Below are 14,937 nucleotides of genomic sequence, written 5' to 3'. Positions count from 1 at the left end.
GAGGGGAGGAAGGTAGGAAGGCGACGGGTGACGCGGCGTCACACCGGGGAGCCAACCGCCCAGTGATACCGGGGTAGGGGGTGGGCCAGGCCCTGGCCGAGGGCTACGCCCCCGCGTCCCCCGGCGTCACCAGCCCCGACTCGTACGCGAAGATCACCGCCTGCGCCCGGTCCCGCAGGTCCAGCTTGGCCAGCACCCGCCCGATGTGCGTCTTCACGGTCTGCTCGGCCAGCACCAGCCGCCCCGCGATCTCCTGGTTCGACAAGCCCCGGGCGATCAGCTCCAGCACCTCCGTCTCACGCGGGGTGAGCCCGTTCAGCCGCAGCGCCTGACCGCCCCGCGTCGCCCCCGTCGGCCGCTGCGCCGCGAAGTCCGCGATCAGCCGCCGGGTCACCGAGGGCGCCAGCAGCGCGTCCCCGGCCGCCACCACCCGTACCGCCGCGATCAGATCGGCGGGCGGGGCGTCCTTCAGCAGGAACCCGGATGCCCCGGCGCGCAGCGCCTCGTAGACGTAGTCGTCCACGTCGAACGTCGTGAGCATCAGGACCTTGGGCCGGTGCACGACCCCCACCGGCGGGTTCAACAGCTCGCGGGCGGCGGCCAGTCCGTCCATCTCCGGCATCCGGACGTCCATCAGGACGACGTCGGGATGCTGGTGGCGGCTGACGTCGACGCCCTGGCGGCCGTCCGCCGCCTCGCCCACCACGTCGATGTCGCTCTGCGCCGACAGCAGCGCAGCGAACCCGGCCCGCACCATGGCCTGGTCGTCGACGATGATCACGCGGATGGTCACGGGTCCTCCGGAGTCGGGTGGGTGGCCGGCGCGTCGGCCGGAGGCAGCGGCATCCGGGCGGCCACCCGGAACCCGCCGTCGGGCAGCGGCCCGGTGTCCAGCGTGCCGCCGGTCAACCGTACGCGCTCCCGCATCCCGACCAGCCCGTGCCCGGTCCCCGCCGTCTCCAGCGGCGAACCCGGCTTCGCGGCGGGCCCGTTGACCACCAGCACGTTCAGATGGCTCATCGACGCCCGGACCGAGACCTGCGTACGGGCCCCGGGCGCGTGCCGCACCACATTGGCCAAGGCCTCCTGCACGATCCGGTACGCCGACAGATCCACCGCAGGCGGTACCTCGCCCAGGCCCGCGGCGAGCGACAGCTGTACGGGCAGCCCGGCCCGTACCGTCGCCTCCACCAGCTGCTGGAGCCGGTCCAGGCCGGGCTGCGGGGCCCGGTCGCCCTCGGTGCCCTCACTGCGCAGCACCGACAGCAGCCGCCGCATCTCGCCCAGCGACTCCCGCGCCGCCGCCGCGATCGCTGTGAACTCCTCCTCGGCGGCCTTCGGCAGCCCGCTGATCCGGTACGGCGCGGAGTCGGCCTGCACCGTGATCACCGACATGTGGTGCGCGACCACGTCGTGCAGCTCCCGGGCGATCCGCGTCCGCTCCTCCAGCAGCGTGCGCTGGGCCCGTTCCGTCTCGCTGATGGTCTCCTGCTCGGCCAGCCGCCGGGTCGCCTCGCCGCGCTCCCGTACCGCCCCGCCGATGACCAGGACCACCGCACCGAGGATGGGCAGCAGCAGGGCGCTGCCCGTGTCGCGGTCCGCCGGTGCGATCAGGTGCAGCACCAGCCCGGCCGCGCCCGTCGCCACCCACACGGCGACCACCGTCCGCCGGGTCTCGCGCAGACCGAGGGCCAGCAGCAGGAAGAGGTACGCGATCAGCACCGGGGGGATCCACGGCCAGACGTCGTGCCGATCGTCGGGGTAGGCCAGCAGCACCAGCGCGCCCGCGATGTCGGCCGGGAAGATGATCCACCACGCCTGGAGGGGACGATGGGCCAGCATCAGCAGGGGGGCCGTCTGGGCCACCCCGAGCGCTCCGGCCAACGCGCCCGGCACGCCGTACTGCGTGGTCAGGACGGTGATGGTGACCGGGATGAAGGTCGCGGCCAGGGCGAGGACCACCGCGTACGGCAGCAACCGCTGCCACCGCTTGGGGGCTTCTGCCAGCAGCGGCGTGGACGGATGGGACGCGTGGGACAGCCCGTGGGCGAGGTCGCGCAGATTGCGGCGGGCGGCGCTCAGCAGGCCGTCGGCGGGCGGGGGGCCGGTGGGGCCGACGGGTGTGGGGGAGGGGGAAGGTGAAGTCGACATGGCCCGGTCAGCCTAGGCAGCCGATGGCCGTCCGTGCGTCATACCGGGGTTCCGACCCACCCACGGGCCACCTCATACTCCGGTACGGGGTGGGTCCTGTGCGCAGTGGGTCCGGTGCCGATCTGGCCCGGTACGGAGTAGGTCCGGTACGGAGTAGGTCCGGTGCCGAGTGGGTCCTGTGCGAGTGGGTCCTGTGTGAGTGGCCAAGGCCAGGGCCCGCCTCACAGCTCCGCGAGCAGCTGGGCCTTCTTCGCGGTGAACTCGGCGTCCGTCACCAGCCCCGCCTGATGCAGCTCACCGAGGTGATGTATCCGCTCGGCGATGTCCGCCGGATCCCGCCGTCCGGCGCTCACCAGGACCGGGGCGGGCTCGGCGGGCGCGGGCTGGCTGCGCCGCACGGACTCCAGTACGGCGGCGGCGAAGGGCAGCGACTCGTGCACCGGCCCGTAGCCCAGGCCGAAGATCACGGCTGCCGGGTCCTGGTCCGCCTGGGCCACCGGGGCGGCCGTGCGGGGCACCAGCCGCAGATAGCCGTCCAGTGCCTCGGGCGAGCGCCACTCGATTCCGGCCAGTTCGCTCACCCGGTAGGTCTGGTCGCCGGCCTTCCACTTGGCGCTGGACGCCCCGGTCCAGGACCACCGGAAGGAGACCCGCTCGCCGTCGAAGCCGGCCCGTCCGTCGTACGCCTTGAAGTTGACCGGGGCCTCCGGGGCGGCGACCAGGAAGCGGTCGGCGGGCTCGTCGCAGGAGGCGCCGAGCAGCGCCCGCAGCTCGTCGGCGTAGTACTCCGCGAGCACCTCCCGCTCCGCCGGAAGTACCAGGCGGTAGGGGTCGGACCCCTCCTTGAGCTGCCCTGCGGCAGCCTCCATCAGGGGGTCGGCACCTGGTCGGGGCACGGCACGCAGAACCACCGTGCCCCGCTTGCCCGGAGTCAGCGTCACCGATGACAGCGCCGCATACGGGATGCGGCGTTCCCGCAGGCTCTGGAAGAGCTTCGGTGCGCGGATACCCCGTTCGAAGCGGATGAGCACGGAGTCGGTGTCGAACTCCCAGGTGGCATGAATTCCGGCCAGCACATCACCCATGTGCCTCATCGTATGCGGCACAGGCCCGCACGTCCCCCCTCGGAGTAAGTCCCAGTTAATCCGCCCGTCACGCCCTTCTACGCGCGTCGGCCGTCCCGTTCACCGTGAATACCGCTGTGACATGCGCTGTCGGCACCCGCGCAGCGGACCGATCCGTAGGCCCCGACGCCGATCGCGGCGAAGTTGTCCAGGCTCGCGGTGCCCGGTTCGAAGTAGCCGCTGTGCCCGGCCGCCCCGGCCGCCGAGACGATCCGGGCGCCGAAGTCCGGGTCCACCGGGTCGGCCCCGTGGCCGATGCCGCCGAACTCCAGATGCGGTACGTCCCCGATCCAGTCGTCCTGGTCCCGCATCGCCCAGATCCGGGCGTCGGTGTCCAACTGCCCGGCGTTCGCGGCCCGCATGCCGGGGGAGCCCGCGACCGCGATGTCGGCCACCCGGCCGGGTGCCTCGTCCGCCGCCACCCCGCAGACCACGGAGCCGTAACTATGGCAGAACAGCGAGACCGTGGAGGTGCCGGGCAGCGCGCCGACCATCGCGTTGAGCCGCACCGCGCCGTCCGCCGCGAGCCGGCCGAGCGCCGCGTCCATGCCGAGACCGGCCGGGGCGGTGTAGTCGGCCCAGGCGATGACCGCGGTACGGGTGCCCGGGGCGGCCGAGCGCTCCGCCCCGTACAGGGACTTCGCCATGCCGACGGGGGCGGCGTTCGCGCCCCGGGTGCGCTCCATGGTCAGGAGATGGGTGTCGACGCCGGGGACGATCACGGAGACCCGTGCGGCCCGGTCGAGATCCCCGAACACCTCGGCCGCGCGGCCCTTCCCGGATGGGTCGAAGGCCAGGATCTGACGGTCGCCCGCGAGCAGCGACCGGAAGCGGTTGATACGCCGTACCGCCTCGTCGCGGCCGTCCGCGGAAAGGGCCGCGCCGTGCACGCGCCGCTTCTCCGCGGCGGCGGCCTGCTTCAGGGCCAGCCGGTTGGCGTGGTAGCGCAGGGTGACCGGCGCCCCGTTCAGATTTCCCACCACTGATGGGTACTTGCCCGCGAGCGCGACCTGCTGTCCGGAAGTGAGTGTGGCGAAGAAGTGGGCCAGCCGGTAGGCCGGCGCGTCGACGTCCGGCAGCGCACGGCCCGCTATCCGGTCCCGTGCCCAGGAGGCGAGGGCGAGTGTCCGTCCCTCGTCGGAGCGCTGATGGTGTACGGCGCTCCAGCCGGTCGTCGCCAGCATCACGAACACCACCGCGACGGCGAGCAGCGCGCGCCAGGCGGTCAAGGTGGGGGAGGTGTCAAAAGAAGTCACTGCGCCACACCCTAGGAGACGTGCCACGAGGACCGTGATCCAGGTGACGTACATCACCCGTCCGCGAAGGATTCACCCGCGATTTCTCACGCAGCGTCACCTGTCCCTCGTCAGGGTCACCCGTCCGTCGGCAGAGCCCCCTGTCCCTCGGCGGCGTCATCTGCCCCTCGGCCGGGTCACCGGCCATCCGGCAGGCGCACCGGTCCTCAGGGTGCGCCCTGTCGCCACTCATGGGCGAGCGCCGGGCCGAGCTGGTCGAGGTAGGTCTCGGTCAGCTCACGCAGGGCCTCCACGCTCGTGTCCTGCCCCTGGCCCCAGAGCTGTCCGGTCACCCGGATCACTCCGGAGAACGCGGCGACGGCGACCCGCGGGCGGGGGTCCCGGTCCACGTCGAGCCCTTCACGCTCGGCGATCAGCCGCGCGATCTGCTCCTCCATGGCGACGCCGCGCCGCATGTGCGCGGCGAGCAGGGAGGGCGTCGACTCGATCATCCGGTACGTCCGCATATGGAGGTCGACCGTGACCACCTCCTCGATCGCCTCGCCGATGCTGTTCCAGGAGCACAGCACCGCCCGGCGCATCGCGTCGAAGGGGGCCTCGTCGGCGGGGCGGTGTCCCAGCTCCGCGAGGAAGTGCGACTCGACCATCTCCTGTATGGCGAAGGCCGTCTCCTCCTTGTTCGCGAAGTAGCGGAAGAAGGTGCGCTGGGAGACCTCCACGGCGTCGACGATCTCGTCGACCGTGGTGCGCTCGTATCCCTGGGTGGTGAACAGTTCGAGGGCGGCGAGCAGCAAGGCGTCGCGAGTGCGCTGCTTCTTGCGTTCGCGTAGTCCGGCTCGGGGCTCCACTGCCTGCCCGTCGGTCACGTACTGGTCCCTCTTTCCTGTCGTTTGTCCAGCTCAGCTTACCTGTGAGCTATGTGACAGTTACTGACTTGTGAAATCGTTTGTCAACTGTCAGCGGCTGTCATTAGTCTCCGCGTATGACTAGTCAGACCACCGTCGAGAAGGCGCCGCGGGAGCCCGCGGACAACGCTGTTCCCGCCCCGGCCAAGGGGCTCCGCGGCCACCCCTGGCTGACCCTCTTCGCCGTCGCCATCGGCGTGATGATGGTCGCGCTCGACGGCACGATCGTCGCCATCGCGAACCCCGCCATCAAGAAGGACCTCGGCGCCACGCTCGCCGACGTCCAGTGGATCACCAACGGCTATCTGCTCGCCCTCGCCGTCGCCCTGATCACCGCGGGCAAGCTCGGCGACCGCTTCGGTCACCGGCAGACGTTCCTGATCGGCATCGCGGGCTTCGCGGCCTCCTCCGCCGCGATCGGTTTCTCCAAGGAGATCGGCCTGGTCGTTCTCTTCCGCGTGCTCCAGGGACTCTTCGGCGCCCTGCTGATGCCGGCCGCGCTCGGTCTGCTGCGTGCCACCTTCCCCGCCGAGAAGCTGAACATGGCGATCGGCATCTGGGGCATGGTCATCGGCGCGTCCACCGCGGGCGGTCCCATCGTCGGCGGTCTGCTCGTCGAGCACGTCAGCTGGCAGTCGGTCTTCTTCATCAATGTGCCGGTCGGCATCGTCGCGCTCGCCTTCGGCCTGGTGATCCTCAAGGACCACCGCGCCGCCAACGCGCCGCGCTCCTTCGACATCCTCGGCATCGTGCTGCTCTCGGGCGCGATGTTCTCCCTCATCTGGGGCATCATCAAGGCCGGTGAGGCCTGGGGCTGGGGCGACGGCCGCACCTGGGCCTGGCTCGGCCTGGCGATCCTGCTCTTCGTCGCCTTCGGACTCTGGGAGACCCGGGTCAAGGAACCGCTCGTTCCGCTGGGGATGTTCCGCTCCGTCCCGTTGACGGCCGGGACCATCCTCATGGTGCTGATGGCCTTCGCCTTCATGGGCGGCCTGTTCTTCGTGACGTTCTTCCTCCAGGGCGTCCACGGTCTGAGCCCGGTCGACAGCGGTCTGCATCTGCTGCCGCTCACCGCCATGATGATCGTCTCCTCGCCGGTCGCCGGTGTGCTGATCACCAAGTTCGGCCCGCGCGTCCCGCTGGTCGGCGGCATGGTCTGCACGGCCACCGCGATGTTCGGCATGACGACGCTCACCGACTCCACCGGCACCTTCGCCATGTCCCTCTGGTTCGCGCTGCTCGGCTGCGGGCTCGCCCCGGTCATGGTCGGCGCCACCGAGGTCATCGTCGGCAACGCGCCGCTGGAGCTCTCCGGTGTGGCGGGAGGTCTCCAGCAGGCCGCCATGCAGGTCGGCGGGGCGCTCGGCACCGCCGTCCTCGGCGCGGTCATGTCCTCCAAGGTCAGCGCCGACTTCGCCGGGAACTGGGCGGCGGCCGGCCTGCCCGGCGAGGCGGACCCGAAGCTGGAGGAGGCCGCCGAGTTCGGCATGGTCCCGGTGGAGGAACTCTCCAAGGCCCCGGGCATGACGCCGGACCTCGTCGACCGCATCGGCGGGGTCATCCATGACACGTTCCTGTCCGGCATGGGCCTGGCTTTCACCGTCGCGGGCGTCGTCGCCGTGGTCGCCGCCCTGGTCGCCACGCTCACCAAGCGCGGTGCGAACGCCGAGGCGGGCGCCGGAGTCGGCCACGTCTAGCACCCCCGTACGCCGTCAACCCGGCGCACACCACAGCCCCGCCGAATCCTTTCGGCGGGGCTGTCGCCTATCAGGGTGGCCCGGGCCGTCCCCCTCTTCCGCGCACCCCGCTCGGTGACTCAGAGTGAGCGGCAGAAGAACAGCACCAACCACGGGGGTTGATCCACCATGCGTACGACCGTTCTCGCGGCGGCCGCCCTGGCCGTCACCGCACTCGTTCCCCAGGCCCTCGCCGACGACCGGGCCGCGGCCCCTCCCGGGCCGTCGTCCGACATCCGCCTCGGGAGCTGCGAGGCGGGCAGCCTCTGCCTCTGGAAGAAGCCCGACTTCACCGGAGCCCGGCAGACCTACGAGCTCTCCGGCGTGGACATCGAGAGCTGCACCCCGTTGCCGAAGGGCGGCGACGCCCAGTCCCTCGCCAACCGCACCGGCCGACCTGTCACGACCTACCAGTCCGCCGAATGCGCGGAGACCGGCGAGTTCGAGACGTATCCGGGCGGCGGGACCTGGCTGCCGCGCTCCCCGTACCAGGTACGCGCCTTCAAGATCTGGGAGAACTGAGCGCATGGGCCCCCGGACACGCCGAGGGGCGGCGACGCACACGCGTCACCGCCCCTCGGATCCGTACGGAAGCCCGCGGCTACGCGTCGCCGCCCGCCGCGCCCGGATCGGCCGCGGCCACATCCAGGAGCTCGTAGCGGTCCACCGCCGTCTTCAGGGCCGACCGGTCGATCTTGCCCTCCTTGGCCAGCTCCGTGAGCACCGCCAGCACGATCGACTGCGCGTCGATGTGGAAGAACCGGCGGGCCGCGCCACGGGTGTCCGCGAAGCCGAAGCCGTCGGCGCCCAGCGACTGGTACGCCCCCGGCACCCAGCGCGCGATCTGGTCCGGCACCGAACGCATCCAGTCCGAGACCGCGACGAACGGGCCCTGGGCCCCTTCGAGCTTCTTGGTCACATACGGGACGCGCTGCTCCTCCTCCGGATGCAGGAGGTTGTAGCGCTCGACGTCCACGGCCTCGCGGCGCAGCTCGTTCCAGGAGGTCGCCGACCAGACGTCCGCCTTGACGTTCCACTCCTCGGCGAGGATCTTCTGCGCCTCGACGGCCCACGGGACCGCCACGCCGGACGCCAGGATCTGCGCCGGGATCTCGCCCGCCTCGCCCTGCTTGAAGCGGTAGACACCCTTGAGGATGCCGTCCACGTCCACGTTCTCGGGCTCGGCCGGGTGCTGGATCGGCTCGTTGTAGACGGTGAGGTAGTAGAAGACGTCCTCGTTGGCCTCGCCGTACATCCGGCGCAGCCCGTCCTGCATGATGTGCGCGATCTCGTACCCGAAGGCCGGGTCGTACGCGACGCAGCCCGGGTTCGTCGAGGCGAGCAGCTGCGAGTGACCGTCCGCGTGCTGGAGACCCTCACCGGTCAGCGTCGTACGCCCGGCGGTCGCGCCCAGCACGAAACCGCGCGAGAGCTGGTCGGCCATCTGCCAGAACTGGTCACCGGTGCGCTGGAACCCGAACATCGAGTAGAAGACGTACACCGGGATCAGCGGCTCGCCGTGCGTGGCGTACGCCGAACCGGCCGCGATCAGCGAGGCCGTGCAGCCGGCCTCGCTGATGCCGTCGTGCAGCATCTGCCCGGTCGGGGACTCCTTGTACGCGAGCAGCAGCTCCCGGTCGACCGCCTCGTACTGCTGGCCGAGCGGGTTGTAGATCTTCGCGCTCGGGAAGAACGCGTCCATGCCGAAGGTGCGGTACTCATCGGGCGCGATCAGCACGAAACGCTTGCCGATCTCCTTGTCCCGCATGAGGTCCTTCAGGATGCGGACGAACGCCATGGTGGTGGCGATCGACTGCGAACCTGATCCCTTCTTCGCGGCCGCGTACGTCTTCTCCACGGGCTGCGGCAGCGGCTTCGCCCGCACGACCCGGGTCGGGACGTAACCGCCCAGACTCTGGCGGCGGTCGTGCATGTACTGGATCTCCTCCGAGTCACGGCCCGGGTGGTAGTAGGGCGGGTAGCCCTCGTCCAGCTGCTTGTCGGTGATCGGGATGTGCAGCCGGTCGCGGAACCGCTTGAGGTCCTCGACCGTGAGCTTCTTCATCTGATGGGTCGCGTTGCGGCCCTCGAAGTTCGGCCCCAGCGTCCAGCCCTTGACCGTCTGGGCGAGGATCACCGTCGGCTGGCCCTTGTGCGCCTTGGCCGCCGCGTAGGCCGCGTAAACCTTGCGGTGGTCGTGACCGCCGCGGCCCAGGTGCAGGATCTGCTGGTCGGTCATGTCCTTGACCATGTCCCGCAGCCGCGGGTCGTCGCCGAAGAAGTGGTCACGGATGTACGCGCCGGTCTCCGTGGCGTACGTCTGGAACTGGCCGTCCGGCGTGGTGTTGAGCTTGTTGACCAGGATGCCCGTGCGGTCCTGCGCCAGCAGCGGGTCCCAGGAGCGGTCCCAGACCAGCTTGATGACGTTCCAGCCGGCACCCCGGAACTGCGACTCCAGCTCCTGGATGATCTTGCCGTTGCCGCGTACCGGGCCGTCCAGCCGCTGGAGGTTGCAGTTGACCACGAAGGTCAGGTTGTCCAGGCCCTCACGGGCGGCGATGGACAGCTGGCCCAGCGACTCCGGCTCGTCCATCTCACCGTCGCCGAGATAGGCCCACACATGCGACTTGGAGGTGTCGGCGATGCCGCGCGCCTCCATGTAGCGGTTCATCCGCGCCTGGTAGATCGCGCCGAGCGGGCCGAGACCCATCGAGACGGTCGGGAACTCCCAGAAGTCCGGCATCAGCCGCGGGTGCGGGTAGCTGGACAGGCCGTTGGGGGCCTTCGACTTCTCCTGGCGGAACGCGTCGAGCTGGGCCTCGCTCAGCCGGTCCAGCAGGAACGCGCGGGCGTAGATCCCCGGGGAGGCGTGCCCCTGGAAGAAGATCTGGTCGCCGCCGTCGCCCTCGTCCTTGCCCCGGAAGAAGTGGTTGAAGCCCACGTCGTACAGCGAGGCGGAGGACGCGAAGGTGGCGATGTGGCCGCCGACGCCGATCCCGGGGCGCTGCGCCCGCGAGACCATCACGGCGGCGTTCCAGCGGGTCGCGTTGAGGACCTTGCGCTCGATCTCCTCGTCGCCGGGGAAGAACGGCTCGTCCTTCGTGGCGATCGTGTTCACGTAGTCCGTGCTGCGCATCTCGGGCACCGCGACGCGCTTCTCCCGCGCGCGCTCGATGAGCCGGAGCATCAGATAGCGGGCCCGCTCACGGCCGCGCTCGTCGACGGCGGCGTCGAGGGAGTCGAGCCACTCCCGGGTCTCCTCGGGATCGAAGTCCGGGACCTGGCTCGGAAGGCCGCCAATGATGATCGGGTTGCGATCGGATCCGGAAGCCACACTGTTCCTTCGCTGTTCGGTGGTGCTCTACGGGGCCTGTTACGGGGAATGTAACCCCGGACAGCTCTGTCAACTCTGTGCGCGCCGTCTCCATCGTGCTACCGCGAGGGTCCAAACGTCATCTCTACCGTTGGGTAACCCCGAGGGTTGCGAAAACTCGTCCGCGGGGCACGAGTATGGGCAGTACGCGGCTGGGTACGGGCAAACCGCAACCTTACGCCCAAGGCGTCCAAGCGTTCCCAAAGGCTGTTCGACTCCGATTGGCGGATCGAAACGGCATAAGCTGAGGAAGGACGTAAACGGATGGAGCGACCCAGGGGCGACCCGGGGGAGCCGCCGGAGAGACATGCCGGAGCTTGCGGTGACGTGGCAGGGAACGTCACCGTTTCGGCGGTCTCGCACGCTGGGTACTTGCGCGATTCGCCGGGCCCGTGTGGACTACGGCCTACGCCCCGCGCACGCGCGTGGGCAGCATTTTCCGAAGACATGATCAGGAGGCAACCCGTGAGCGCGACCGCGGACCACGCGGAGGAGCGGACCAACCCGGCAGCACGCCTGGGGTTCGAGCCCGGACAGGTGGTCCAGGAGATCGGCTACGACGACGACGTCGAGCTGGAGCTCCGTGAGGGCATTGAGGCCACTACCGGCCAGGAACTCGTCGACGAGGAGTACGACGACGTCGCAGACGTCGTCCTGCTCTGGTTCCGTGACGAGGACGGCGACCTTACGGACGCGCTGGTGGATGCCATTGGTCTGATCGAGGACGGCGGTACGGTCTGGCTGATGACGCCGAAGACCGGCCGTGACGGATACGTCGAACCGAGCGACATCAATGAGGCTGCCCAGACAGCCGGTCTCGCCCAGACCAAGAGCATCAGCGCGGGCAAGGACTGGACGGGCAGCCGTCTGGTCACCCCCAAGGGGGCCAAGGCCAAGCGCTGAACCACTCTCTGCACCACCCCGGGGCCCCCACGGGCGCACAACACTGTGCTCGTGGGGGCCTTCGTACGCCTGTGGCCGTGGAAGCCTTCGTATGTCCCGGGTCTTCGGCGGCCCCGGGCCTTCGGATTGCCCGCGGCCGGGGTCGGCGGGCGGAGGCCACGGGTGCTTGGAGACCGGCCCGCGGCTCTGCGTAGGGTGGGTGTCACCCGGACGGCCCCCGCCCGGGACGCGGAGAAGCGGCGAAGGGATGCGTGTTTCCATGGCGATCGAGGTCGGCACCGAGGCCCCGGACTTTGAACTCAAGGACAACCACGGCCGGACCGTGCGGCTCTCGGAGTTCCGCGGTGAGAAGAACGTGGTGCTGGTGTTCTACCCGTTCGCCTTCACCGGCGTCTGCACGGGCGAGCTGTGCGAGCTCCGCGACGAGCTGCCGCGCTTCGAGAACGACGACACCCAGCTGCTCGCCGTCTCCAACGACTCCATCCACACCCTGCGCGTCTTCGCCGAGCAGGAGGGCCTGGAGTACCCGCTGCTGTCCGACTTCTGGCCGCACGGCGAGGCCTCGCGGGCCTACGGTGTCTTCGACGAGGGCAAGGGCTGCGCGGTGCGCGGCACCTTCGTCATCGACAAGGCGGGCGTCGTCCGCTGGAGCGTCGTCAACGGCCTCCCGGACGCACGCGACCTGAAGGACTACATCAAGGCGCTCGAAGCGCTCTGAGACGATCTCCTGGCGGCGCCCGGCCATAAGCTGTTTCGGCCGGGAACCGGTCACTAGGATCCAATCGTTGATCCGATGCCAACGAACGACGGGGACGCTGGTGTCTGCCGGCCCCTGAGAAAACTACTGGAGGACTCGTGGGAGTCAGCCTCAGCAAGGGCGGCAACGTCTCGCTGACCAAGGCCGCGCCCAACCTGACCGCGGTCATCGTCGGTCTGGGCTGGGACGCCCGCACCACCACCGGCGGAGACTTCGACCTCGACGCCAGCGCGCTGCTGGCGAACGCCGAGGGCAAGGTCGCGGCGGACGGCAATTTCGTCTTCTTCAACAACCTGAAGAGCCCCGACGGCTCCGTCGAGCACACCGGTGACAACCTCACCGGTGAGGGCGAGGGCGACGACGAGGTCATCAAGGTGAACCTCGCCGGTGTCCCCGCCGACGTCGACAAGATCGTCTTCCCGGTCTCGATCTACGAGGCCGAGACCCGCCAGCAGAGCTTCGGTCAGGTCCGCAACGCGTACATCCGCGTGGTCAACCAGGCCGACAACACCGAGCTGGCCCGCTACGACCTGAGCGAGGACGCCTCGACGGAGACCGCGATGGTCTTCGGCGAGCTCTACCGCAACGGCGCCGAGTGGAAGTTCCGCGCCATCGGCCAGGGCTACGCCTCGGGTCTGCGCGGCATCGCGCAGGACTTCGGCGTCAACGTCTGAGGCTCTGAAGCAGCAGCAGGAGCTCTGGGGCTCGCAGAAGCAGCAGAAGCTCTGAGGCTCTGAGCAGCAGCAGAAGCTCTGACGCTCGCAGCAGCAGAAGTACGGAGCGCTCACAGCGCTCCCGCACCACCGCGTCCGGCGCCGCATGCATATGCGGCGCCGGACGCGCTCGGGGGGTGTCCGGCGGACCGTGTCCGGGGAGCCCCCTGGCAGCGTTCACACGACTAGGGGAGGACACACATGGGCGTCACGCTCGCCAAGGGAGGCAATGTCTCCCTCTCCAAGGTCGCACCCAACCTCACACAGGTGCTGGTCGGGCTCGGCTGGGACGCACGCTCCACCACCGGAGCGGACTTCGACCTCGACGCGAGCGCACTGCTGTGCCAGTCGGGCCGGGTGCTCGGTGACGAGTGGTTCGTCTTCTACAACAACCTCACGAGCCCCGACGGCTCCGTCGAGCACACCGGCGACAACCTCACAGGTGAGGGCGACGGCGACGACGAGTCCGTCATCGTCCGCCTCGACCAGGTGCCCGCCCACTGCGACAAGATCGTCTTCCCGGTCTCGATCCACGAGGCGGAGAACCGGGGGCAGGCGTTCGGCCAGGTCAGCAACGCCTTCATCCGGGTGGTCAACCAGGCCGACGGCCAGGAGCTGGCCCGCTACGACCTGAGCGAGGACGCCTCCACGGAGACCGCGATGATCTTCGGCGAGCTCTACCGGTACAACGGCGAGTGGAAATTCCGTGCGGTCGGTCAGGGGTACGCGTCAGGGCTCCGCGGCATCGCTCTAGACTTCGGCGTCAACGTTTCATAGCCGCGCACGGCGCGGGGGAGCCCCCGAAAGACACCAGGGGAGACCCTTACACAACACGATGGGGTAGGCAGTGGTTCTGAAAACCTTCGGCTGGTCGTTCGCGGTCACCGCGCTCGGCCTGGTTGCGGCGTTTTTCTACGGGGGGTGGCAGGCCTTCGGTATCGTCGCGATCCTGTCGATCCTGGAGATCTCGCTGTCCTTCGACAACGCGGTGATCAACGCCGGAATCCTGAAGAAGATGAATGCCTTCTGGCAGAAGATCTTCCTCACCATCGGCATTCTCATCGCCGTCTTCGGTATGCGGCTGGTGTTCCCCGTCGTGATCGTGGCCGTGAGTGCCCAGCTCGGTCCGATCGAGGCCATCGACCTGTCCTTCAACGACCCGGACAGATACAAGGAACTGGTCACGGACGCCCATCCGTCGATCGCCGCCTTCGGTGGCATGTTCCTGCTGATGATCTTCCTCGACTTCATCTTCGACGAGGACCGGGACATCCACTGGCTGCGCTGGATCGAGCGTCCGCTCGCCAAGCTCGGCAAGGTCGACATGCTGTCGGTCTGCGTCGCGCTGATCATCCTGCTGATCACCGCCATGACCTTCGCGACCAACGCCCACCAGCACGGTGGCGGGCACGTGGACAAGGCGTCGACCGTCATGCTCTCCGGCATCGCCGGTCTGATCACCTACCTCGTCGTCGGCGGGCTCTCCGGATTCTTCGAGAACAAGCTCGAAGAGGAGGAGGAGCGTGAGCACGAGGCCGAGGAAGAGGCCAAGAGGAAGGGCAAGCCCGTCACCGGGGTCGCCCTCGCCGGAAAGGCCGCGTTCTTCCTCTTCCTCTACCTGGAAGTCCTGGACGCCTCGTTCTCCTTCGACGGCGTCATCGGCGCCTTCGCGATCACCAACGAGATCGTGCTCATGGCCCTCGGCCTCGGCATCGGCGCCATGTACGTCCGTTCGCTCACCGTCTACCTGGTGCGCGAGGGCACACTGGACGACTACGTCTACCTGGAGCACGGCGCGCACTACGCGATCGGTGCCCTGTCGGTCATCCTGCTGATCACCATCCAGTACGAGATCAGCGAGATCATCACCGGTCTGGTCGGCGTCGTCCTGATCGGGCTGTCCTTCTGGTCCTCCCTGCGCCGCAACAGGGCGCTCGCGGCTGCCGACGGGGGTGGTGGGAGCGACGGCCCCAGCTCCGGTGCCAAGGCCGAAGTCACCTCCGGGGTGTGACCCGGTAG

The 14,937-nt window shown here is 69.3% G+C and carries 13 protein-coding genes; 7 read left to right on the top strand and 6 right to left on the bottom strand.

Going from position 1 to position 14,937, the window contains the following annotated elements; genetic code table 11:
• Nucleotides 1–103: 103 nt before the first annotated feature.
• The 5 genes from CIB93_RS01255 to CIB93_RS01235 form a co-directional block, all read right to left on the bottom strand.
• A complete protein-coding gene (locus tag CIB93_RS01255) occupies nucleotides 104–793 on the bottom strand; it encodes a response regulator transcription factor (RefSeq protein WP_096623123.1) in 690 nt (229 codons plus the stop codon).
• Nucleotides 790–2,151, bottom strand: coding sequence for a sensor histidine kinase (locus CIB93_RS01250; protein WP_096623121.1), 1,362 nt, complete (start codon nucleotides 2,149–2,151; stop codon nucleotides 790–792). The genes CIB93_RS01255 and CIB93_RS01250 overlap by 4 nt, the downstream gene beginning before the upstream one ends.
• A gap of 221 nt (nucleotides 2,152–2,372) precedes the next feature.
• The gene (locus CIB93_RS01245) at nucleotides 2,373–3,236 is read right to left on the bottom strand and encodes a DUF4429 domain-containing protein (protein WP_096623119.1); all 864 of its coding nucleotides are present in this window, start codon (nucleotides 3,234–3,236) and stop codon (nucleotides 2,373–2,375) included.
• A 77-nt stretch (nucleotides 3,237–3,313) separates the two neighbouring features.
• Complete coding sequence (locus CIB93_RS01240; protein WP_096623117.1) at nucleotides 3,314–4,531, bottom strand: alpha/beta hydrolase; 1,218 nt, start codon at nucleotides 4,529–4,531, stop codon at nucleotides 3,314–3,316.
• 206 nt (nucleotides 4,532–4,737) lie between these two features.
• Nucleotides 4,738–5,397, bottom strand: coding sequence for a TetR family transcriptional regulator (locus tag CIB93_RS01235; protein WP_096623115.1), 660 nt, complete (start codon nucleotides 5,395–5,397; stop codon nucleotides 4,738–4,740).
• A 116-nt stretch (nucleotides 5,398–5,513) separates the two neighbouring features.
• Between CIB93_RS01235 and CIB93_RS01230 the strand changes: the two genes are divergently transcribed.
• The gene (locus tag CIB93_RS01230) at nucleotides 5,514–7,133 is read left to right on the top strand and encodes an MFS transporter (RefSeq protein WP_096623113.1); all 1,620 of its coding nucleotides are present in this window, start codon (nucleotides 5,514–5,516) and stop codon (nucleotides 7,131–7,133) included.
• Between the two features lie 168 nt (nucleotides 7,134–7,301).
• Nucleotides 7,302–7,694: a peptidase inhibitor family I36 protein gene (locus CIB93_RS01225; protein ID WP_096623111.1), complete on the top strand. Its 393-nt coding sequence runs from the start codon at nucleotides 7,302–7,304 to the stop codon at nucleotides 7,692–7,694.
• Between the two features lie 79 nt (nucleotides 7,695–7,773).
• Here the strand turns inward: CIB93_RS01225 and aceE are convergent, their stop codons facing one another.
• Nucleotides 7,774–10,506 carry a pyruvate dehydrogenase (acetyl-transferring), homodimeric type gene (gene aceE / locus CIB93_RS01220; RefSeq protein WP_096623109.1) on the bottom strand — a complete coding sequence of 911 codons (2,733 nt, stop codon included), beginning with the start codon at nucleotides 10,504–10,506 and terminating at the stop codon, nucleotides 7,774–7,776.
• A 504-nt stretch (nucleotides 10,507–11,010) separates the two neighbouring features.
• Between aceE and CIB93_RS01215 the strand changes: the two genes are divergently transcribed.
• From CIB93_RS01215 to CIB93_RS01195, 5 genes are all read left to right on the top strand, one after another.
• Complete coding sequence (locus tag CIB93_RS01215; protein ID WP_003969400.1) at nucleotides 11,011–11,448, top strand: DUF3052 domain-containing protein; 438 nt, start codon at nucleotides 11,011–11,013, stop codon at nucleotides 11,446–11,448.
• Nucleotides 11,449–11,707: 259 nt separating this feature from the next.
• A complete protein-coding gene (locus CIB93_RS01210; RefSeq protein WP_096623107.1) occupies nucleotides 11,708–12,166 on the top strand; it encodes a peroxiredoxin in 459 nt (152 codons plus the stop codon).
• Nucleotides 12,167–12,303: 137 nt separating this feature from the next.
• On the top strand, nucleotides 12,304–12,879 hold the full coding sequence (locus tag CIB93_RS01205) for a TerD family protein (RefSeq protein WP_096623105.1): 576 nt from the start codon (nucleotides 12,304–12,306) through the stop codon (nucleotides 12,877–12,879).
• 240 nt (nucleotides 12,880–13,119) lie between these two features.
• Nucleotides 13,120–13,695, top strand: coding sequence for a TerD family protein (locus CIB93_RS01200; protein ID WP_096623103.1), 576 nt, complete (start codon nucleotides 13,120–13,122; stop codon nucleotides 13,693–13,695).
• A 70-nt stretch (nucleotides 13,696–13,765) separates the two neighbouring features.
• Nucleotides 13,766–14,929, top strand: a complete 1,164-nt coding sequence (locus CIB93_RS01195; protein ID WP_096623101.1) for a DUF475 domain-containing protein — start codon at nucleotides 13,766–13,768, stop codon at nucleotides 14,927–14,929.
• Nucleotides 14,930–14,937: the final 8 nt, after the last annotated feature.

The sequence above is a fragment of the Streptomyces sp. WZ.A104 genome (genome assembly GCF_002382885.1).
Lineage (GTDB): Bacteria > Actinomycetota > Actinomycetes > Streptomycetales > Streptomycetaceae > Streptomyces.
This window is presented reverse-complemented; position numbering and strand designations above follow the sequence as displayed.